Annotated in this window: 17 protein-coding genes and 2 tRNA genes; 12 read left to right on the top strand and 7 right to left on the bottom strand. The window is 39.8% G+C overall.

Features of this window, described 5'->3' with window-relative positions; translation table 11 throughout:
• Positions 1–102: 102 nt before the first annotated feature.
• The 3 genes from QRD02_RS09970 to QRD02_RS09960 all read left to right on the top strand — a co-directional run bounded on the left by QRD02_RS09970 (position 103) and on the right by QRD02_RS09960 (position 1,896).
• A complete protein-coding gene (locus tag QRD02_RS09970; protein WP_353959576.1) occupies positions 103–1,278 on the top strand; it encodes a 3-deoxy-D-manno-octulosonic acid transferase in 1,176 nt (391 codons plus the stop codon).
• 127 nt (positions 1,279–1,405) lie between these two features.
• On the top strand, positions 1,406–1,633 hold the full coding sequence (locus QRD02_RS09965; RefSeq protein ID WP_290254799.1) for a hypothetical protein: 228 nt from the start codon (positions 1,406–1,408) through the stop codon (positions 1,631–1,633).
• 26 nt (positions 1,634–1,659) lie between these two features.
• Positions 1,660–1,896 carry a hypothetical protein gene (locus QRD02_RS09960; RefSeq protein WP_290254798.1) on the top strand — a complete coding sequence of 79 codons (237 nt, stop codon included), beginning with the start codon at positions 1,660–1,662 and terminating at the stop codon, positions 1,894–1,896.
• A gap of 54 nt (positions 1,897–1,950) precedes the next feature.
• Here the strand turns inward: QRD02_RS09960 and QRD02_RS09955 are convergent, their stop codons facing one another.
• Positions 1,951–2,721, bottom strand: a complete 771-nt coding sequence (locus QRD02_RS09955) for a LexA family transcriptional regulator (RefSeq protein WP_290254797.1) — start codon at positions 2,719–2,721, stop codon at positions 1,951–1,953.
• Positions 2,722–2,822: 101 nt separating this feature from the next.
• Between QRD02_RS09955 and QRD02_RS09950 the strand changes: the two genes are divergently transcribed.
• From QRD02_RS09950 to QRD02_RS09940, 3 genes are read left to right on the top strand one after another with little or no spacing between them, the layout of a single operon-like run.
• Positions 2,823–4,106, top strand: a complete 1,284-nt coding sequence (locus QRD02_RS09950; protein WP_290254796.1) for a putative DNA modification/repair radical SAM protein — start codon at positions 2,823–2,825, stop codon at positions 4,104–4,106.
• Complete coding sequence (locus QRD02_RS09945; protein ID WP_290254795.1) at positions 4,103–4,870, top strand: TIGR03915 family putative DNA repair protein; 768 nt, start codon at positions 4,103–4,105, stop codon at positions 4,868–4,870. The genes QRD02_RS09950 and QRD02_RS09945 overlap by 4 nt, the downstream gene beginning before the upstream one ends.
• Before the next feature lie 51 nt (positions 4,871–4,921).
• The gene (locus QRD02_RS09940) at positions 4,922–5,161 is read left to right on the top strand and encodes a hypothetical protein (RefSeq protein ID WP_290254794.1); all 240 of its coding nucleotides are present in this window, start codon (positions 4,922–4,924) and stop codon (positions 5,159–5,161) included.
• A 106-nt stretch (positions 5,162–5,267) separates the two neighbouring features.
• Here the strand turns inward: QRD02_RS09940 and QRD02_RS09935 are convergent.
• The 3 genes from QRD02_RS09935 to mutS all read right to left on the bottom strand — a co-directional run bounded on the left by QRD02_RS09935 (position 5,268) and on the right by mutS (position 8,199).
• A tRNA-Leu gene (locus QRD02_RS09935) sits at positions 5,268–5,351 on the bottom strand.
• A gap of 61 nt (positions 5,352–5,412) precedes the next feature.
• Positions 5,413–5,485, bottom strand: a tRNA-Gly gene (locus tag QRD02_RS09930).
• A gap of 98 nt (positions 5,486–5,583) precedes the next feature.
• The gene (gene mutS, locus QRD02_RS09925) at positions 5,584–8,199 is read right to left on the bottom strand and encodes a DNA mismatch repair protein MutS (protein ID WP_290254793.1); all 2,616 of its coding nucleotides are present in this window, start codon (positions 8,197–8,199) and stop codon (positions 5,584–5,586) included.
• A gap of 248 nt (positions 8,200–8,447) precedes the next feature.
• Between mutS and QRD02_RS09920 the strand changes: the two genes are divergently transcribed.
• On the top strand, positions 8,448–8,987 hold the full coding sequence (locus QRD02_RS09920) for a TrmH family RNA methyltransferase (RefSeq protein WP_290254792.1): 540 nt from the start codon (positions 8,448–8,450) through the stop codon (positions 8,985–8,987).
• 60 nt (positions 8,988–9,047) lie between these two features.
• On the opposite strand, the gene QRD02_RS09915 is transcribed toward QRD02_RS09920, so the two are convergent.
• Together QRD02_RS09915 and QRD02_RS09910 are read right to left on the bottom strand one after the other, a co-directional pair.
• Positions 9,048–9,959: a geranylgeranylglycerol-phosphate geranylgeranyltransferase gene (locus QRD02_RS09915; RefSeq protein WP_290254791.1), complete on the bottom strand. Its 912-nt coding sequence runs from the start codon at positions 9,957–9,959 to the stop codon at positions 9,048–9,050.
• A 47-nt stretch (positions 9,960–10,006) separates the two neighbouring features.
• On the bottom strand, positions 10,007–10,945 hold the full coding sequence (locus tag QRD02_RS09910) for a mevalonate kinase family protein (RefSeq protein ID WP_290254790.1): 939 nt from the start codon (positions 10,943–10,945) through the stop codon (positions 10,007–10,009).
• Between the two features lie 365 nt (positions 10,946–11,310).
• Here QRD02_RS09910 and QRD02_RS09905 point away from each other — a divergent pair, with 365 nt between their 5' ends.
• Positions 11,311–14,475: a CHAT domain-containing protein gene (locus QRD02_RS09905; RefSeq protein WP_290254789.1), complete on the top strand. Its 3,165-nt coding sequence runs from the start codon at positions 11,311–11,313 to the stop codon at positions 14,473–14,475.
• Between the two features lie 5 nt (positions 14,476–14,480).
• Here the strand turns inward: QRD02_RS09905 and QRD02_RS09900 are convergent, their stop codons facing one another.
• Entirely contained in the window at positions 14,481–15,563 is a 1,083-nt protein-coding gene (locus QRD02_RS09900) for a diphosphomevalonate decarboxylase (protein WP_290254788.1), read from the bottom strand.
• A 215-nt stretch (positions 15,564–15,778) separates the two neighbouring features.
• Here QRD02_RS09900 and QRD02_RS09895 point away from each other — a divergent pair, with 215 nt between their 5' ends.
• From QRD02_RS09895 to QRD02_RS09880, 4 genes are all read left to right on the top strand, one after another.
• The gene (locus tag QRD02_RS09895; protein ID WP_290254787.1) at positions 15,779–17,368 is read left to right on the top strand and encodes a T9SS type A sorting domain-containing protein; all 1,590 of its coding nucleotides are present in this window, start codon (positions 15,779–15,781) and stop codon (positions 17,366–17,368) included.
• A 219-nt stretch (positions 17,369–17,587) separates the two neighbouring features.
• On the top strand, positions 17,588–17,980 hold the full coding sequence (locus QRD02_RS09890) for a hypothetical protein (protein ID WP_290254786.1): 393 nt from the start codon (positions 17,588–17,590) through the stop codon (positions 17,978–17,980).
• 25 nt (positions 17,981–18,005) lie between these two features.
• Positions 18,006–18,491: a MepB family protein gene (locus tag QRD02_RS09885; protein WP_290254785.1), complete on the top strand. Its 486-nt coding sequence runs from the start codon at positions 18,006–18,008 to the stop codon at positions 18,489–18,491.
• A gap of 109 nt (positions 18,492–18,600) precedes the next feature.
• The gene (locus QRD02_RS09880) at positions 18,601–20,931 is read left to right on the top strand and encodes a T9SS type B sorting domain-containing protein (protein WP_290254784.1); all 2,331 of its coding nucleotides are present in this window, start codon (positions 18,601–18,603) and stop codon (positions 20,929–20,931) included.
• The last annotated feature ends 281 nt before the right edge of the window (positions 20,932–21,212 follow it).

Genomic DNA, 21,212 nt, shown 5'->3' with positions numbered 1-21,212 from the left:
TTTCATAATTTGGTATTTTTACAAGCTATGCACACAATCTATAATTTGCTGATTCAGGTGGCCTCCTTTGTTTTAAGGGCCGTGGCTTTATTCAGCAAAAAAATGAAACTATTTGTAGACGGAAGAAAACACACTTTCGAAACGCTTCAACAAAAAGTTTCCTCCAGCGATAAAACTATTTGGTTCCACTGCGCTTCCCTTGGCGAATTTGAGCAGGGTGTGCCTATTATGGAAGAAATAAAAAAGCGGAAACCCGATCATAAAATAGTGGTCAGCTTTTTTTCCCCTTCGGGTTTTGAAAACAAAAAAAATACTCCGCTGGCCGATGCGGTTGTGTATTTGCCAATGGATACGTTGAAAAATGCCGAAAAATTTGTTGCCTCGGTGTCACCTTCGCTTGCATTTTTTGTGAAATATGAATTTTGGCCCAACTATTTATTCGAGCTTGAAAAAAAGAAAATCCCCACATTTTTAATTTCAGGCGTTTTTCGGGAAAATCAGATTTTCTTTAAAAGTTATGGCGGGTTTATGCGAAAGGCATTAGCCACTTTCGAACATTTATTTGTGCAGGATGAAAATTCCCAAATCCTTTTAAAAACTATTGGTTTCAAAAATGTTTCGATTAGTGGTGATACCCGTTTCGACCGTGTTTTGAAGCAAATTGAAATGGACAACACATTGAAGTTTGCGGAGGATTTTAAAGGAAATTCCCTGTGCATTGTCTGCGGAAGTACTTGGCCGGAAGATGAAACGGTGCTTTTGGAGTATATAAATTCAGCGCCCGAAAATGTAAAATTCATCATTGCACCCCATAAAATTGAAACCGAACGGATTGAAAATTTCAGAAACAAAATCATCAAAAAAACACTATTGCATTCGGAAAAGGATGAAGTTGCTATTTGGGAATATTCTGTTTTGATTGTTGATTGCATCGGTTTGTTGACAAGGCTTTATAGCTATGCCGACATTGCCTATGTGGGCGGAGCGATGGGAAAAACGGGGCTGCACAATATTTTGGAAGCCGCAACTTTTGGAGTTCCGATTATTATGGGAAAAAATTATAAGGAATTTCCCGAGGCAGTACATTTGCTTCATTTGTCCGGTGTTCTTTCAATAAAAAATGAAACTGAATGTACAGCTGTTTTACAAAAATTGGTCAGCAACGAGAGTTTCAGACTGGAAACGGGAGAGATTTGTAGACAATTTGTCAAAAATAATAGAGGAGCAACTCGTTCTATTCTAAATCATATTACTAAATATAATATTGCGGAAAGTTGAAAACATTCTTATTGATATAGCACGAATGAAAATGCAATTAATATAAATTTCACATTTTTTGGGATAAAATTGTTAATTGATGGGGCCTAAATAGTATAAATTTGACTAACCTAAAATTAAATCGATTATGAAAAAAACATTTTTAATCACGCTTTCCATCACTGTTCTTTCAATAAGCGGGTGCCGTGAAACGAAAACAGAAACTCGGGAAGTTATTCGAGAAGTTGAAGTAGAAGCGGAAACGCCGCCGACTACTGAAAATGAAGGAATTTTTGAGCGTGCCGCAAAAGAAGTGGATAAAGAAGTTAATGAAGAAATTGATAAAAAAATTGACGATATCGGAAACAATAAATAATTTACACTAACCCTAAATATGAAACAATGAAAAAGTTAATAATGATTGCCTTATTTGCAGGATTTTTGACAGTAACGTTAACCTCTTGTAGAGAACAAAAAACTCAAAAGGAAGCCGTAATTGAAGAAATGCAGGACAAAGGAGCCGATGTAAAAATAAAAGATGACGGCGACAAAATCAAAATGGAAACTGAAGACGAAAAAGCCAAGATCAAAACGGATGATGAAGGCAACGTCAAAATAAAAGTAAAGGACAAAGAATAACATCAATAAGTCCAAGTATAGAGAGAGGGATGAGTATTATTATCATCCCTCTCTTTATTGCTTTAAACTGCTGATCTGTCCTTTCAAATCATCCATGGATTTCTGCAATTGACGGAGAAGATTACTTTCCACCGGTTCATCCACCCCGAAACTTAACTTACTATTCACTTGCCACAATTCTTGAATGTCCTTTACGCGCACATCTATAGGCAAATACTCTGGATTCAGGGAAATCAATCGAATACTTTGCAGATTGTTCGGAATCTTTTGGAGTTTTTTTACCAAAACCGAATCTCTTAGAACAACAATATAAATTTTACTATCGGAAGCCTCATCAATATTGGGAACGGCACGGCCCAAAACCCATTCATTTGGCCGCAGGCTTGGCAACATACTATCGCCTTCTACTTGAAAGCCGCGGTAGGAGGCATTTCTATATTCGGGCAACGGAATATTGAATGCGGGCAAGGATTGATACCATTCCACATCCTGTATATTATTTGGATACCCGGCCGCTGCTTTTTGATTTACCAATAGAATGGTGTCATTGCCCGAATCATCAACGGAAATCACCTTTGGACTTACATCGCCCTGTGACAAATTGATATATTTTTCGAAACTCTTTCCATAAAGCCACAGCGGATTTATGTTGAATTGATTCATTAATTCCATCACGATTTTACCCGTAATTTTGGTTTTGCCCCTCTCCAAATCGGCGGTGGTGGTGCCAATACCTAATAATTCAGCAAAGGATTGCTGTGTATGACGAAACTCTTCCCTGATTTTTTTAAATCGTTGAGCCTCAATAGCTAATTGTTTTCCCATAAAACAAATATAGTTAAAATTGGAAAATATCCAAAAAATATAATGGATATAATCCAAATAAGTAGGAATTATTCCATATTTTTGGCAATATTCCCAGCAAAATGAATTTCGAAAGAATAAAAGAAAAGCTCAGTATACTTGCGGATGCCGCAAAATATGACGTTTCCTGCTCTTCAAGCGGAAGTAGTAGACAAAATAAAAATAAGGGTTTGGGCAACAGCACGGGTATGGGCATTTGCCATAGTTATACTGAAGATGGTCGGTGTGTTTCACTCTTAAAAATTCTACTGACCAATCATTGCATCTTTGATTGCGCATATTGCGTGACCCGAAAAAGCAATGATATAAAACGTGCAGCTTTCAAAGTTCAGGAGGTTGTGGATCTTACCATTAATTTTTACAGAAGAAATTATATTGAAGGACTCTTCTTAAGCAGCGGAATTTTCAAAAATGCGGATTACACCATGGAGCGATTGATCTCCGTGGCGAAAAAATTGCGGGAAGAGGAAAATTTCAATGGTTATATTCATTTAAAATCAATCCCCGGAGCAAGTGACGAATTAATGAGAGAAGCCGGATTATATGCTGATAGACTCTCAGTGAACATAGAAATTCCCACAGAAAAAGGCTTGAAATTATTAGCGCCAGATAAGGACAGAAAAGACTTTATTAAGCCGATGGAAAAGGTAAAAAATGAGATTATTCAATATAAAAACGAAAAAAAATTATTAAAAAAAGTTCCGCTCTACGCGCCGGCGGGCCAAAGCACCCAAATGATTGTTGGCGCCAGCGGCGAAACAGATGCTGAAATTATGTACACTTCGGCACATTTTTATAAAAATTATAATCTTAAAAGGGTATATTATTCGGGCTATATTCCCATAAGTTATGACCCACGCCTGCCTTCCATTGGATCGGAGGTTCCATTATTGCGTGAAAATAGATTATACCAAACTGATTGGTTAATGCGCTTTTATGGCTTTGAAATTCGGGAATTGTTGAACAGGGAATTTCCAAATTTGGAATCGGATATTGATCCAAAATTGAGCTGGGCGCTCCGGAATCTCGATCAATTTCCCATTAATGTGAATACTGCGGATATGAGAATGTTGCTACGGGTTCCCGGCTTTGGCGTAAAATCTGTCCATAAAATTATTCATGCACGGAAATTCAGAAAATTGAATTGGGACAACCTTAAAATAATCGGTGCTTCGTTAAATCGGGCAAAATATTTCATCACCTGCGATTCCAGAATTTTTGAAACGAAAGACAGAACCGCCGCGCAAATAAAGGGGCTCATATTTTCAAATTCCACCAGTAAATTCAAAGGAATGCTTAGCCCTCAACTAAACCTTTTTGAGACACAAAATACTTCGTCATTTTGATTGAAATTATAAAATATGACGGCACTTTTGAAGGGTTGCTAACTTCAATTTTTCATATTTATGAATATAAATTAGAAAAGGTTGAAATTATTAAAACTGAAATCGCTTCGTCAACTTTTTTTGATTCTGAGGAAGAAATTGTCACTGATGCAAAAAAAGCCACAAGAGTTTGGAAAGGTATTTCAAAAAAAATATCGCCTGAAGGAAAAATGAAGCTTTACAAAACTTTTTTAAGTGAAATACCTCAGATGGAAAATACAATTTTGGGCTATATCCGTCGGGGGCTAACCTCGGAAAAAAATATTGAAACAGATTTTACCGATCAAAATGTGCTATTGGTTGATAAAATTGCCAAAAAGGTAAGTCGGGAAAAGCATCGAATGGATGCTTTCGTGAGATTTCGATTAACGCAAGACGGAATTTATTTTGCCACGATTGAACCAGACTTTAATGTTTTACCATTAAATGCCGGTCACTTTAAAAAGAGATATGCAGATCAAAAGTGGTTAATATTCGATTTGAAAAGAAATTATGGCATCTATTATAATTTGGAAAAAATGGAAACAATCACCTTGGAATTTTCTTCTGAAATCAATCAAAAATCTCAGTTGCAACGTTATTTCACTATTGATGAAATGCAGTTTCAGGAATTATGGGGAAACTATTTTAAAAACAGCAACATAAAATCCCGCAAGAATATGAAATTGCACATAAAACACATTCCAAAAAGGTATTGGAAATATTTATCTGAAAAAAATTGCTGAACCAAATTTTTAATTACTTTTGCGCACTATTAATCACTAATCTATTTCAACATGAAAAAAGTATTTTTATCACTTGCCGCACTTGCATTAGTATTTTCAGTTTACTCTTGCAGAGAAACTACAGAAGTAAAAGTTGACGATACTGCTGAAACTACAACTAACGATGTAGAAGATGCTATGGACAACACAGGAGATGCTATCGAGGAAGCTGCTGAGGACACTGGCGACGCTATCGAGAATGCTGCTGACGAAACTCAGGATGCTGTAGAAGACGCTACTGACGGCCAATAAGCAAATTTTTTGCTAAAAAATCAGAAAGTCCTTTCAGTGGTGAAAGGACTTTTTTTGTTTTATAAAATCAATAAAAAAAAGCCTCTTCAATTACGAAGAGACTTTGTACTCGAGGCGGGACTTGAACCCGCACGACCAAATGGTCACAGGATTTTAAGTCCGGCGTGTCTACCAATTCCACCACTCGAGCAGTTGTTAATTACAACTCAGACTTAACAAAAAATGCCGAATTGCATCGGCATTTAAGGTTGAGCGAAAAACGGGATTCGAACCCGCGACCTCCACCTTGGCAAGGTGGCGCTCTACCAACTGAGCTATTTTCGCAGAAAATTTAATGAACGCTGCTTCCTATTGAAAGCGGGAGCAAATTTAAAAATTTTACTTCAAAAGCAAAGTCTTTTTCAATAAATTATTTGTGAATTTTATTTTTTGATTTTCACCGTTGCGTTGCGCTGGAGCATTCGGCGAATCTCGTTCAATTTCATCAATGCCTCAACCGGCGTAAGTGTGTCAATATCAATCTCTAAAATCTCTTCGCGAAGTTCTTCCAAAAGTGGATCGTCAAGTTTAAAAAAGCTGAGTTGCATTTCTTCTTTTGAAACCGCTTTCATTTCCTCGGTCAATTCTTCGGAGGCGTGGCTTTTTTCAAGTCTTTTCAATATTCTATTCGCCCGTTGAAGCACTGCTTGCGGCATTCCCGCCATTTTTGCAACATGGATTCCGAAACTGTGGTGGCTCCCGCCGGGAACCAATTTCCGAAGAAAAAGTACGTTGTCTTTCAATTCCTTTACCGAAACATTGTAATTTTTTATCCGCGAAAAAGTTTCGGTCATTTCGTTCAATTCGTGATAATGCGTGGCGAAAAGCGTTTTTCCTTTTGATGGATGTTCGTGCAAATATTCGCTGATGGCCCAAGCGATGGAAATTCCATCGTAGGTGCTGGTTCCTCGGCCAATTTCATCCAAAAGAATCAAACTTCTTTCTGAAAGGTTATTTAGAATACTCGCCGTTTCGTTCATCTCAACCATAAAAGTTGATTCGCCCATCGAAATATTATCGCTTGCACCAACGCGCGTAAAAATCTTATCCACACAACCCATTCGCACGGCTTTGGCAGGAACAAAACTGCCCATTTGCGCCAACAGAACAATCAAAGCCGTTTGCCGAAGTATAGCAGATTTACCGCTCATGTTGGGCCCAGTAATCATAATAATTTGCTGATTTTCACGATCGAGAAAAACATCGTTCGCAATGTACGGCGCGTCCGGCGGAAGTTGCTTTTCAATTACCGGGTGGCGACCTTCCTTTATATCCAAATCAAAGGTTTCATCTAAAAGTGGACGCGTGTAATTCGCCTCTTTGGCCTGGGTAGCGAAGGAGCAAAGGCAATCCAATTGCGCAATCAAAGCGGCATTTTGCTGCACCGAACCAATAAACTGAAGCATCCATTCCACCAATTTCGCAAAAATTTCCTGTTCCAGCGCAAGGATTTTTTCCTCGGCGCCCAGGATTTTCGTTTCGTATTCTTTTAATTCCTCGGTAATATATCTTTCGGCACTAACCAGAGTCTGCTTTCTGATCCATTCCTGTGGCACCTTGTCTTTATGGGTATTTCTGACTTCTATATAATATCCAAAAACATTGTTCGAATCAATTTTAAGCGAAGAAATTCCCGTGCGTTTGGTTTCGCGTTCCAGCATTTCATTTAAATACCCTTTTCCGTTTGCTGAAATATTCCGCAAGTCATCGAGCGTTTCCGAAAAACCTTCGGCTACGGAATTTCCCTTTAAAATGTTTACGGGTGCTTCCTCAAAAAGTGTTTCCTTTATTTTATTCCGAAGCAATTCGCAATCGTGCAATTGTTCGCCAATAATTTTCAGGGATTCATTTTTGGAATTTAATGCAAGCGCTTTTATTGGAACAACGGCTTCCAACGAATTTTTAAGTTGAATAACCTCGCGCGGATTCACTTTTCCAGTGGCTACTTTTGAAATCAATCGCTCTAAATCGCCAATGCGTTTTGTGTATTGTTGGGTTTTTTCCAACGTTATTGGATTGTCCAAAAGAAAACTCACAACCTCGTGACGGCGTACAATTTTGTCAGGATTTTTCAGCGGAAGCGCCATCCAACGCTTCAAAAGCCTTCCGCCCATTGGCGAAATGGTTTTGTCAATCACATCCAATAGCGTAACCGCGTTTTGCTGATTGGAATGATACAGCTCCAAATTGCGAATGGTAAATCGGTCCATCCACACGTATTCATCTTCGGCTATGCGCGACAAGCGCGAAATATGCTGCAATTTTGTGTGGCGCGTTTCGCTTAAGTAATGAAGCGCGGCGCCGGCAGCGATTATCCCCTCTTCCATATGATCGACCCCAAAACCTTTTAGATTTTTTACATCGAAATGTTTTGTGAGTGTTTCAAAAGCATAATCGCTTTGAAAAATCCAATCTTCCAAATGAAAAACATGATAGTTGCCTCCGAAGGTATCCGTAAAAAGCTTCCGTTTCTGTTTGGAAAAAAGTACTTCCGAAGGGTTGAAATTCTGCAGCAGCTTGTCCACATATTCCGTATTACCTTCCGAGACCAAAAACTCGCCCGTGGAAACATCCAAAAAGGAAACGCCCAGATTTTTAGCTCCAAAATGGACAGCCGCCAAAAAATTATTGGATTTCGATTTTAGAATATCATCATTAAATGCAACGCCCGGGGTTACCAATTCGGTAACGCCACGTTTCACAATGGTTTTGGTCATTTTTGGGTCTTCGAGCTGATCGCAGATTGCAACGCGGCAGCCCGCCATAACCAATTTCGGCAAATACGTATTTAGGGAATGGTGCGGAAAACCAGCGAGTTCAGTGCGGTCGCCCCCATTATTTCTATGGGTTAGCGTAATATTTAGAATTCCCGCTGCACGCACGGCATCCTCGCCAAACGTTTCGTAGAAATCGCCCACTCGAAACAGCAGCAAAGCGTCGGGATACTTCGCTTTAATCGTATTGTACTGTTTCATTAACGGGGTTTCCTTCTTCGACATTTGTTATGGGTTATTCGTTATTGGTTATTGGTTATTGGTTATTGGTTATTGGTTATTTAATTTATAAATGTAAGAAATATGCCATTTCCCCTAAAATGAAGTGATTGTGAATTATTGGGTTTTATCAACAATTTCTCAAAAGTTATTCCGTAAAGTTTCGCGGAGAAGCAGAGAATTGCGCAGAAAAATAACCAAATAACCAAATAACCCAATAACTTTTAACATATAACTTCTAACTTTGTACCCCTATGAAATACCGCAAATTAAAGAACAGCGAATTGGATCGCATAAACCCCGATGAATACAAGGCTTCGGAAAAAACGCCGCTTATTATTATTCTCGATAATATTCGCAGTTTGAACAACATCGGTTCGGTTTTTCGCACGGCCGATGCCTTTTTGGTGAAGAAAATCTACCTCTGCGGCATTACCGCGCAGCCACCGCACAAAGATATTCAAAAAACAGCCTTGGGGGCGACCGATAGTGTAGATTGGGAATATGCCGAAAACGTGATGGATGTAGTAATAAATCTGCAAAAGGAAGGCATATTTGTTGCCGCCATAGAGCAGGCCGAGCTCGCCGAAAACCTGAATGATTTTTCAGTTCAAAAAGAAATGACATACGCAGTAATTTTCGGAAATGAAGTGAAGGGTGTGCAACAAAAAGTGGTTACTGCCAGCGATTCGGTGATTGAAATCCCACAGTTTGGCACCAAACATTCACTTAATATTTCGGTGAGCGTTGGGGTTGTGGTTTGGGATCTTTTTGTGAAACTGGGAAAAGTTTAAGATGTGAAATTTGCGCAAAAATAAATGCAGCTATTTCTCTTTTCTAACATCTCTTCCTCTTTAGGAAAATCGATTCAACAACAATTCTACATCAATAAGCACTATACTGAAAACGCCGATAACTATGGCAAATTTCAAAATATTGTGAAGTATAACATAGTGCATTTTTCTTTTGGAATACCATAGAACCGCAAGAAACACTAACAATCCAGCAATGCTTGCGTAGAAATAAAAATCCATAAAGCCTATTTCTTCCTTAAATTTTGTAATCAGTAATATGATTGGCACCAAGGTCAATCCACTTAAAAGCGTAAGCATTCTTTTGGAAGTTTTTTCGCCATAAACTACAGGAATTGTGCGATAACCATGGACCAAATCGCCTTTTAGATTTTCGAGATCCTTTACCAATTCGCGCATTGAAATAAGCAAAAACAGGAAAGTGGCGTGCACAAAGATTACTACATCAAAATTGCCGTAATGCACAAAAATGGCAAAGAAGGGAACCACGGCTAAAACGGCAGCAGTACTGTTCCCAATAAATGGATATTTTTTTAGTTTATGCGAATAGAACCAAAGGAAAAAGATATAAATAGAAAAAAACAAAACCGCTCGAAACGAAACATAGCTCGCAAAGATGACCGACAAAAAATTGAGTACAAAATAAGTTGAAAGCTTCGTGCGCTGGCTCACAAGCCTGTCCAACATTGTTTTTTGCGGCCGGTTGATTAAATCCTTTTCACTGTCATAAAAACTGTTTATTATATATCCTGCCGCAATGGCGGACGAGGATGCGAGGACGAGCATCAACAAATTAGCATCAAACAAAATGTGCCGAACGGGCAAATGTGGCGCTAAAATGTAAATACTGGTAAGGTATTGGGCAATTACAATTATGAGAATATTATAACCGCGAACTACAGAAAACAGACTGAAAAACTTTAAAAGAACGAGTTTTTGTTTTCGGTTCAGCATAAATTTTTATTGAAGAAATCTGAAGAAAATTTCAGAATTGGATATTCCTAAAAACTATAAACCACTTCCAATTTATAATCTTTCAAAGCTTTACGGGCTTCATCAATATCTTCCGTGAAACCAAGCATATAACCACCTCCGCCGGAACCACAGAGTTTTAGATAATAAGCGTTGCTGTCGATTCCCTTTTTCCAAAGTTTATGGAATTGTGCAGGAATCATCGGCTTAAAATTGTCGAGAACCACTTTTGAAAGTTGCTTTATATTCCCAAAAAGCGATTTTACATTGCCCTGTAAAAAGTCTTCCACACAGGCGTCGGTATGTTTGGTAAATTGATCCTTTAACATATTCCGAAAGCCCTCCTGCTTCATATTTTCCATAAAAATCTGGACCATCGGTGCAGTTTCGCCAGTGCTTCCGCTGTCCAATAAAAACACGGCACCTTTGCCATTTTCGGTTTGCGAAGGAATACCGGCAGGTTCAATATTATCTTTAGAGTTAATTAAAATAGGAAGACTCAAATAGCTATTTAACGGATCTAAACCTGACGATTTTCCGTGGAAAAAAGATTCCATTTCGGCAAAAATTGCTTTTAAGGAAAGCAGTTTTTCACGGGTAAGATTTTCAAGAACGGTAATTTTATTTTTGGCATATTTATCATAAACAGCGGCTACCAATGCGCCACTGCTGCCAACTCCGTAACCTTGCGGAATGCTGCTGTCAAAATACAATCCGTTTTCTACATCCGATTTTAATTCTTCAAAATCAAATGAAACCAAATCTGGGTTTTTTGCCTGAAGTGTTTCCAAATATTCCGCAAAACGTTTGAGTGATGCATTGGATTTATGAGTGGAAATGGTGTGATGGCTATCGATTTTTAAAGCACCCTTATAAAAATTATAGGGAATGGAAAGTCCTTTGGAATCTTTAATAATTCCGTATTCGCCAAAGAGTAAAATTTTTGAGTAAAAAAGGGGGCCGTTCATATGATTTTAATTCCTTCGATAAAATGGATTTAAATTTAAAACTTAAATCCGTGACAAAGATAATAATTTTAACAATTATATATTCAGAAAGTTGTGTGAATAAGTCTCTTTCAACCTCATAAGGCTCACTATCCCAAAAGGAATATTAGCTTCCCATTATCCATAACGCCATAAAATAGCAGGTATTTTAGGGAAATTTCAATCAAAAATTTATTTGTACCTTTCTTAAAAATATCCCCCTATAAAATTGGATTAATTTCAGGTTATTACTTATGACAAACCAACGCGGGATTATTTTTTCAGCTCTTCAATGCGTCATTTTTCTTTCCTGTTGTTGCGCTTTTTCGCAGGAAAAACTTTCAACTGTGAAACAAATTCAAATGTTGGTTGAACAGGATTCCCTCGCAAAAGCCCAAAGCGAAATTGCGAGGAATATTTCCTATTACAGCTCAAATAAAATTAATGATAGTCTGTATAGTTACATTCAGTTTGTAGGCAGTTTCAAGCTGAATAAAGGCAACAAATCTCTGGCAATAAGCAAGGGCGAGGCGCTCGTTCAAGAAATAAAAAACAGCGCCACACCGCATTATATAGTAGAGGCAATTACAGAAATGGGTTGGATTTATGACGATGCGGGGCAGCATCAAAAAGCATATAATCTTTTAGCAACCGCAATTCCATTTGCGAAGAAAAACCTAGACCCAAATAATACTGATCTTGCGGGAATAGAGTACAGGCAGGGATATTACGCCTCCAAACTTGGTAATTTTCCTCTTTCAAAAAAGCATTACGGAAAAGCATTGCGACTTTTGAAAAAAACTGGAAAACCCGACTATGTTTTTTACAACCAAGTATACAATGCCCTGGGCGGAATGATGTGGCAGGAAGCAAACTTGGACAGCGCAAAATACTATTTTCAGGAGGCTGTCAAAGTTTTGGAAAAAACCGATGAATCTGATATTATGAACCGATATTATCGGCCCGCTCTTGTAAAAATGAATCTTGCGGTTTTGTGGAATGCCCTCGGTAAAAATCAAGAAGCCATAGCAGTTTCCGAAGAGGCGATTGCTGGTTTTCAGGAATACATAAACCGGTCCACAGATGAAGCGCGCACTTTAAAAGCAAAGAATCATCAGTGCGTAGTTATCGATAATATGGCAACATTTTATAATACCTTGGGAGAATATTCCCGTTCACAGGAACTAATAGAATATTCTTTCGGACAGAAAAAAAAGTTATTTGAAAAGAATGACATTAATTTAATTATTTCAAACATAATTCTTGCAGAGGCGAAAACCGCCAGCCGTGATTTTGAAGGTGCCGCCGAAAATGCCGATTACGCTTTGGAAATGTTAAAAACCAGTCCCGGTGCCAATTTGTATTGGGAAGCTGCAGCCCTCTCAACACGCGCAACTATTTTCGAATATTTGGAGGATATTGAGAGCGCAGCCGAGTTTTATGACAAAGCAGAAACTGTATACAGGAAAACAATGGGAAATACCTATACGAAAGATTTTCTCGATAATGTTTTGGAATATTCGCTATTCGCGGCTAAGAACAATAAAAGAGAGAAGGCAATTTCCTTGGCCCAAGAAACGTATAATTTTACCCGCACCGGCGATTTCAAAAACACGCTTCAGGAATTTTACCACATTATTAACCTGGCCCAAGTGCACTATTTACTGAAAGACTATTCCGAAGCTGAAAAATATAGCGAAGAGGCGCTCTGCTTCAATTTCACAGAAAAGGGCGAAAAAATTACCACGGCAGATTCCATACTCAGCCAATACCGAAAACCACAAGCGCTTCTCATTAACGCCCAATCGAAATATTATTCCATGGAAAACAAGAATCCCTTTTTCCTAAAGGAACTGTTGCAACAGGTGGAAGAGGGAATCTCCATTTTGGAACAACGCAAAAAAGTGGTGAGCAATAATAGCGATGTTACCTTGCTCATTACGGAGAATGAGGAACTATTGAATTTCGCCAAAAATCTTCGGCTCGAGCTTTTCAAGTTGACGAAAGATGAAATGTATCTGGACAAAATGATTGCCCTTCACGAATCTAGCATCTACAACCGCATACGGTCCCGATTGAACCTTCGGGACAACGTGGCATTTCAACATATTCCTCAAGAGGTAGTTTTACGGGAAAACGCTTTAAAAGCAAAAATGGTCTCTTCCCTGAACGATTCTGAAAATAGCAGCATTGCACCCTTCTTTGAAGCTTCTGACAAATGGGAGCTATTTTTAGATTCCCTACAGCATAAGTATCCGAAATATTACAAAATGCGCTATGCCACCCTGGAGGAACCCATACACGATCTGCAACAAAAAATTCCCAATAATACTACTGTTTTGCGGTATATTTTCAATGAAGATAACCTTTATGTTTTCGTGGTTTCCGCATCCATAAAAAAAATGATAAAACTGAATTATGGTTCAGTGAAAGATCATATTTCCAAACTTCAAAATGATGAATTTTCGGTTGAAAAAATGCGTCCGTTACTTTATGAACTTTACCGCGCACTTTGGTTTCCGCTAGAAAAATATGTACATACCCCAAAAGTGGTGATTATTCCCGACCGGGAACTTTTTAATTTGAGTTTTGAAACCCTTACCATTAAACCAATGCGAAATTTTCAGGAAATGACCACTATAAGCCTCTTGGCAAAATATGATATTTCCTATAATTTCAGTCTTTTGCTATACAAGGACAAAGGGAAGGTGGCCGATTATTCTTCTGAATTTATTGCATTTGCCCCAGGCTTCAACGCCGAAATGAAACAGAATTATAAACTTACCATCAAAGATTCAGTTGCATTGGACAAAACTTATCTAAGGCTGTTGCCCCAACCCTTTAGCGAAGATTTGGTTAAACATTACGCCAAGGTTTTTAATGGGAATTATTTTATAAATGAGAATGCCAGCAAGGAATTGTTCATCAATCGGGCCAAGGAACACAAAATAATCCACATTGGCACCCACGCTGAAAGCAATAATATAAGTCCCGAATTGAGCCGTCTTATTTTCGCAAAAAAAACCGACGGCGCAGAAAATTATAATGAGAATTCACTCTATTCCTATGAAATTTATAATATAGATCTTGCCTCCAATCTAGCCATTTTGACTGCCTGTGAAACCGGCAAACCAACCTATCAGGCCGGGGAAGGAATGATATCATTGGCACACGCATTTAATTATGCGGGCAGCGAGAGCATCCTTACCAGTTTATGGGAAATAGACGAAAAGTCCAGTGCCAAAATTGTGGAATTTTTTTATGAGAATATTTCCAACGGATTGTCCAAGGATGAGGCGCTGAGGCAAGCGAAACTTAGTTACATTGCTACCGCCGAAGGTCGCACGGTAGCACCACAATATTGGGCAGGCCTCGTGCTCATTGGCGATACCTCGCCAATTCATTTACAGACTGGAATCTCGTGGTGGTGGTATATTTTAGCTGCATTTGTGGCGGCACTGCTATTATATTCTATTTTTCGAAGTAAAACTTCATGGCCACACCGAACCTAGAATTTCTAAAGCTGAATTTTTTTAGCCCCAAAACCTACCTCATCCAAAATGAATTCGCCGTTTTTGCAGAATTGGGAAAGTTCATCTTTAATGAAATTTTGAACGAAATCTTTTTCAGATTGTGGATAAAGTACGTGCACATTTGCACCCGCATCAAGCGTGAAGCAAACATTGCTGGCGGTTTCTTCCCGAAATTTCCAAATGCGATTTATAATTTCCAAAGTGTTTGGTTTCATTAAAATGAAATACGGTATTGAGGTCATCATCATAGCGTGCAGCGAGAGGGCTTCACTTTCCACAATTTTTATGAATTCAGATAAATCACCACTTTTAAAAACAGGAATCAATTTTAAAAGATTATCTTTCGCCTGCCGAAAACGCTGCTCGGCAAACGGATGGTCCAGCATCAAATTGTGGCCCAAGGAGCTACTAACTTGCTTTTCACTTTTATCAACCAATAAAATAGTGTCTTGAAAATTCGTGAATATTGGATGTATTTCAAAAGGATATTTTGTGCCGAATAGATTACTGCTTCCATCAATTTCCGGATGCTCACCCCACACAATCAATGGTCCTTGAATGCTACGGCAAGCACTACCCGAACCAAGTCTTGCAAGGAACGAAGCTTTTTCAAAAAAATAATCATCCATATAATCAAGCGCCAATTGCTCTTCCATACTAACAAGGCATAATGCCAACGCGCTCATACCGCTGGCTGAAGAAGCAATGCCACTGCTGTGCGGGAAACTATTGAATGTTTCTATTTTAAATTTATAATCTGCCAAAAAGGGCAAATACACTTCCACCCTTTCAAAAAATTTCTGGATTTTGGGCTCAAAACCTTCCTCTCTTTTTCCATCCAGATACACTTCAAACTCAAAGCCTTCAGTATTTTTTCTTTCAAAGGAAAGAGATGTACGGGTGTGGCAGTTATTTAAAGTAAAACTCACAGAGGGGTTCATTGGCAACTGCTGGCCATATTTTCCCCAATATTTTATCAGGGCGATGTTGCTGGGCGATTGCCAAGAAACAGTTCCTGAGTGTAACGAATGGGAGTAGTGCGAAACAATAAAACGGTGTTCGGCCATAGTTGGTTGATAGTTATTACAAAAGTAAAAACTCTTTTTGGTTATTGGGTTGTTCTTTATAAAAGGTTTCTATAAAAAACACTCCTTAATATGAAAGCTTTATCGAGTAAATGCTATGCCAATTGGCATTTCGTCTGCTTCCTATGCCATTATAAATATTGATGACATTCTTCAACATTTTCCGATAAAACTCTACTAACCCTTAAAACCAAATTATGAAAATTTCAATTACAATTTTAGTATTAATGTTAAGCAACTGCATTGCCATTGCGCAGGACCCAGCCATCATTTGGCAAAAAACCATTGGTGGCAGTGCAGGTGATTTTTCCACCATTTTTGAACCAACTACCGACGGTGGCTTTGTTATAGGCGGCTATTCAACAAGTAATATCTCTGGCGAAAAAACTGAAAATAGCAATGGTGGTACGGATATATGGATTGTAAAAATTGATGGTTCCGGCAATATAATGTGGCAGAACACAATAGGTGGAAGTGGCGAAGATTTCTTGATTTCCCTAAAACAAACTGCAGATGGAGGCTTTATTGTGGGAGCAAGTTCAGACTCAAATATTTCTGGCGACAAAACCGAAAACTCTCGTGGTGGTTTGGACTATTGGATTCTAAAACTTAATTCTTCGGGAAATATTCTCTGGCAAAAAACCTATGGTGGTGCACAACCCGAATTTGATGTTTATGTAGTTGAAACTTTTGATGGCGGCTATTTTGCGGGCGGATATTCCGATAGCGATATCTCAGGTGACAAAACGGACCCCACAAACGGACAACGTGATTATTGGGCCCTGAAACTGGACAGTAGCGGCAACATCCTGTGGCAAAACAGTATTGGCGGTTCGTTGATTGACCGGCCACAAGCAGCTTTCCAAACTGCTGATGGAGGTTTTATAATTGGCGGATCTTCTACCTCTCCCATTTCCGGAGATAAAACCGAACAAAATCAAGGTGGATTTGATTATTGGGTGGCAAAACTGGATACCAACGGAAATATTCAATGGCAAAATACTATTGGTGGAAATGATAGTGACACATTTAGAAACATGATACAGACAGCCGACGGTGGTTACCTCTTGGGCGGATATTCAAAATCAAATATTTCGGGGGAAAAGACTGAAAATTCCCAAGGCGATTATGATTATTGGATACTAAAACTGGATACTAATGGAAATCTTGTATGGCAAAACACTATAGGCGGCAGTGGTATAGACTATTTGCGCGACCTAATACAATTAGCAGATAATACGTATATGCTTGCGGGCTACGGCAACAGTAACATTTCTGGTGATAAAACTGAGAATAGCAATGGTGGTTATGATTATTGGTTGGTAAAATTAAATGTTTCTGGCAGCATCATCTCGCAAAATTCCATTGGCGGATCTGCAGATGAAAGCGGGCCCTATATCCGGCCAACGGCAGGTGGCAACTTCGCTATGTTCTGTTCTTCAGATTCCAATATTTCTGGTGATAAAAGTGAAAACAATCGAGGCTTGGATGATTATTGGGTGTTTGAAACCACTGCAGCCATTCTTGGCATTCCAAATAAGGGTTTTGATACGGAAATCAGTGCATATCCAAACCCAACAAATGGGCGATTCATCATAAACCTAGGCACGAAATATCCAGAGATAAGCGTTGCCATTACCAATATGCTTGGCCAACTTGTTTCTTCCACCACCTATAAAAATGCACAGATGCTTGATGTAGAAATCAATGGGGCGGCAGGAATTTATTTTGCCACTCTAACAACTCCCAATGATAGACACGAGACACTTAAAATAACAAAACGATAATTTTATTTATTTTTTATATTTTAGTAAATACGCCGAAGGAAGCCTCTGAAATGAGGCTTCTTTATTTATAAAATAAAGAGGTGTATTATAAGCCTCCAAATAATTACAACAGGTTACTTTTCTTATTCTTAGAACCGGCGTGCTTCCAAAAGCTGAAGATTTGCTATCTTTCACAAAAGTTATGAAAAACGCACAAACAATTCCTAAAAAAATAAACCGATGAAAAATATACTCGCACTCTTCGCCTTTATTCTTATTGCCGCTACCGCACAAAGCCAATCCCTTACGCAGGCAGATGTTACGGGCACTTGGCTAGTGGTAAATGTTGAAAACAACAGCAGTAACCCAAAATTGGCCGCCGCAATGCAACATGCCGTAATTAATCTTTATGCAGATAACAGTTTTGAAATAAAGGAAAGACAACAATCTGGCGCAAACTATATCTATAGCACCACTTCGCATAAAAATGCTACATGGAACTTTAATCCAGGCACCCAAACTATTACTACAAACCGCGCCAATATGACCTTTAAAATTTCCAAAACCGGTGATAAAGTATTTTTTACCGACCAGCAAAGCGGATTAAAATTTGAGGTGAACAAACCTATTTAATAATTAAGTGCCAAATTCTTCTTTTATGCAGGAAGTAAACCTGCATACATACCACAACTGTGGCCTTAGCATTACAAACTACACAGCCGAACCCGAAAGTCGGGAATATGACGCTTGCCGATTTGAAATTGATGGGCATTGGGCCATAGGCCGCACGGCAAAACAAACCCCCAAGAAGGTGGGGCAGTTCGTAACCTGTTGGAAGCGGAACAATTTTGGCATTACCCAACCCTATTCCGAATTGGACGATTTTCATTTCTTCATTATAAATGCAAAGCATAACAACCGCCTAGGGCAATTCGTTTTTCCAAAATCCATTTTAATTGCCAAGGGCATTGTTTCCACAGCAAAAAAAGATGGCAAGAGAGGCTTTCGTGTTTACCCTATATGGGATTTCCCCACCAGCAACATAGCCTTAAAAACCCAACAATGGCAACTTGCTTATTTTTATGAAATGGACAAAAAAACCGATTTTGATACGGTGAAAAAGCTATTCAACGAGTACAAATAGCATTAAGTCACACTCTTTTTCCATAAAATTGGTTAGCAGGACGGCGTGACTATAAAAGAAAAAAAGACCTAAATTTGCCCTCTCAAAAAATAAGTAATCCCCTTTTTTAATGAAGTTTTTCGTTTTCGCGCTGTTGGCCATTCTCAGTGTTTCAGTGGCAATCGCACAAAACATCCAAATAGATGCCACCACCTACACCCCGCAACAGCTGGTGGAAGATATTCTTATAGACAGTGGCTGCATCAGCAACGTGCAGATAACTTCTTCCACAAGTGGTAACTTTCCCGATGGCGACAAAAGTTTTGGGTATTATACTGCAAATGGCAGTACCTTCCCATTTCAGCGCGGTGTAGTTATGAGTACTGGCAAGCTAAAAAACGTGCCCGGACCGAATACAAGCCTGAGCGATGACGATGCCCCTGGATGGAATGGCGACCAAGATCTGGAAACCGCCCTAAACATCAGCAATACAACCAACGCAACCATATTGGAATTTGATTTTGTTCCCAATGCAGATAATATACAGTTCCGCTATCTTTTCGCTTCGGAGGAATATCAGGAAGGCGACCCCAATACGTGTATTTATAGTGATGCCTTCGCCTTTTTAATAAAACCCATTGGAGGCACCTACACTAATATTGCCGTTGTTCCCGGCACTACTACCCCGGTACTGGTAACCACCGTACATTCGGGAATTCCCGGCAGTTGCCCGCCCATTAACGAAACGTATTTTGAGGGCTGGAATGGCCCTAACGCCCCCATTAACTTTAATGGTCAAACCAAAATACTTGTTGCGGAAACCCCGGTAACCGTAAACCAGCCCTACCATATAAAACTGGTAATTGCTGATGAAAAAAATTATAGGTATGACTCCGCCGTATTTTTGGAGGGTGGCAGTTTCAACATTGCCGCCAATCTTGGTCCAGACCGCAGTTTTAGAACCAATAATCCGCTTTGCGATGGTGAAACGTATATCCTTGACGCCACCCCACAAGGCACCACCCCTTTGGGTTACACCTGGTATAGGGATGGGACCATCCTTCCCGGGGAAACTGCCGCCCAACTAGCCGTTACCACCCCCGGCATGTATTCCGTGGCAATAGATTATGGCAACACCTGTATAGCTACAGATGAGGTTCTAATTGAATACAGCAATTCCGTTAACCCCCAAAATACGGAACTTTACCAGTGTGAGCCAACCGCCAGTGGCATAGCTGTTTTCAACCTTTTTGATGCGGAAGCAACCGTCATTAATGGCGACCCGCTGCTACGGGTATATTCCTTTCACAAGAGTTTTATACATGCCGAAAACAATACGGAACCCATACCAAACCCTGAAAATTATACAAACAGCCAGCCGGACGAAAGAGTTTACGCCCGCATTGTTTCGGAATACGGCTGCGTGGGCGTGGCTGAAATTACGCTGAAAACCACCACCAACACCGTATCCGATTTTTTTCTGGTGGAATGCGCTGCAGCAGGCACCCCGAGTTTTGCGAGCTTCAGTTTTTCTGAAACCACTGCAGCGTTGCAAATTCTCTTCGGAAATAATTCCGAAGTAACCTACCATCTTTCCTATGAGGATGCAATTGAACATACCAACCCGCTGCCCCAGCCCTTCACCAACACCCAGCCCACCACCCAGACTGTGTATGCGCGCATTGGTGGCGACCGTGGCTGCCTGGCCACTGCCAAAGTACACTTGAACGTAATAGATACCCCAGCGTTTGAAGGGGCTGAAATACTACTATACTGCCTAAACACTTACCCCGAAACGATTACAATTGATTCCGGATTGATAGGAACCACCACCAATACCGAATTTCTATGGTCCACGGGGGAAACCACGCCTTCCATAACCATAAACGAGCCCGGAAACTATACCGTAACCGTAACCCGAAGTGAAACCATTAATAATGAAACCTTTGCCTGTACTGGCGTGCGCACCTTCACCGTTGTCCCTTCCGAAACGGCACAGATTACCTACCAATTATCGGGCAACGTGGGCAACGCAACCCTAACCGTACAGGCTGAAGGGGCGGGTAGCTATCTATATGCCTTGGACTATGGCCCCTTTCAGCAAAGCCCCATTTTTGAAAACGTTTCGCCGGGCGAGCATACCATTGTTGTGAAGGACGCGAACGGCTGTGGCACCACTACCCTGTTGGCCTTTGTGGTGGGCTTCCCCAGCTTCTTCACCCCAAACAATGATGGGTACCACGATTACTGGCAGGTGGCGGGGCAGGACCGCAACAATGGGCTGGTGGAACGGGTGGAAATTTTCAACCGTTTTGGCAAAATTCTGTATGCCCTAAACCTAAACGGCAGTGGGTGGGATGGCACCTATAATGGCCGGCAGCTGCCCTCTTCAGACTATTGGTTTAAAGCCACCTTTAAAAACGGATTGGTGTACCGAGGCCATTTTACGCTGAAACGGTAATAGTTTGCCTAAATAAACAGAAAGAGGAATGCTCCCGTCCCCCGCCCTACCGTAGCTAGCGGTACTCTCCCCATACCAAAAATTACCAAAAGATATCCTTACTCCCTTGACGCCCCCAGTACTCGGGCCTACCCAAAAAAAAGGGGATTTCCCCCTAAAAAAAACAGGGTTTTTCCTGTTGACTGATGTTTATATTTTCACCATAATTGTCACACTATAAACCACTTAAATTTTACATTATGAGCAACACGAATCAAAATTTGCTGAACCAGGTTCTTGCG

Origin of the sequence: Aequorivita aurantiaca, assembly GCF_030410135.1 — a bacterium.
In the GTDB taxonomy this organism is placed as follows: domain Bacteria; phylum Bacteroidota; class Bacteroidia; order Flavobacteriales; family Flavobacteriaceae; genus Aequorivita; species Aequorivita aurantiaca.
The sequence above is the reverse complement of the archived record's forward strand: the minus strand, read 5'-3'. Positions and strand labels throughout refer to the sequence as shown.

Bases quoted from the DNA above. Each gene is read 5' to 3' on its own strand.
- QRD02_RS09970 (WP_353959576.1), top strand. From the start codon at position 103: ATGAAACTATTTGTAGACGGAAGAAAACACACTTTCGAAACGCTTCAA.
- QRD02_RS09885 (WP_290254785.1), top strand. From the start codon at position 18,006: ATGCAGGAAGTAAACCTGCATACATACCACAACTGTGGCCTTAGCATT.
- QRD02_RS09910 (WP_290254790.1), bottom strand. From the start codon at position 10,945: ATGAACGGCCCCCTTTTTTACTCAAAAATTTTACTCTTTGGCGAATAC.
- QRD02_RS09955 (WP_290254797.1), bottom strand. From the start codon at position 2,721: ATGGGAAAACAATTAGCTATTGAGGCTCAACGATTTAAAAAAATCAGG.
- QRD02_RS09900 (WP_290254788.1), bottom strand. From the start codon at position 15,563: ATGGCCGAACACCGTTTTATTGTTTCGCACTACTCCCATTCGTTACAC.
- QRD02_RS09890 (WP_290254786.1), top strand. From the start codon at position 17,588: ATGAAAAATATACTCGCACTCTTCGCCTTTATTCTTATTGCCGCTACC.
- QRD02_RS09920 (WP_290254792.1), top strand. From the start codon at position 8,448: ATGAAATACCGCAAATTAAAGAACAGCGAATTGGATCGCATAAACCCC.
- QRD02_RS09915 (WP_290254791.1), bottom strand. From the start codon at position 9,959: ATGCTGAACCGAAAACAAAAACTCGTTCTTTTAAAGTTTTTCAGTCTG.
- QRD02_RS09960 (WP_290254798.1), top strand. From the start codon at position 1,660: ATGAAAAAGTTAATAATGATTGCCTTATTTGCAGGATTTTTGACAGTA.
- QRD02_RS09895 (WP_290254787.1), top strand. From the start codon at position 15,779: ATGAAAATTTCAATTACAATTTTAGTATTAATGTTAAGCAACTGCATT.
- QRD02_RS09880 (WP_290254784.1), top strand. From the start codon at position 18,601: ATGAAGTTTTTCGTTTTCGCGCTGTTGGCCATTCTCAGTGTTTCAGTG.
- QRD02_RS09965 (WP_290254799.1), top strand. From the start codon at position 1,406: ATGAAAAAAACATTTTTAATCACGCTTTCCATCACTGTTCTTTCAATA.
- QRD02_RS09950 (WP_290254796.1), top strand. From the start codon at position 2,823: ATGAATTTCGAAAGAATAAAAGAAAAGCTCAGTATACTTGCGGATGCC.
- QRD02_RS09940 (WP_290254794.1), top strand. From the start codon at position 4,922: ATGAAAAAAGTATTTTTATCACTTGCCGCACTTGCATTAGTATTTTCA.
- mutS (WP_290254793.1), bottom strand. From the start codon at position 8,199: ATGTCGAAGAAGGAAACCCCGTTAATGAAACAGTACAATACGATTAAA.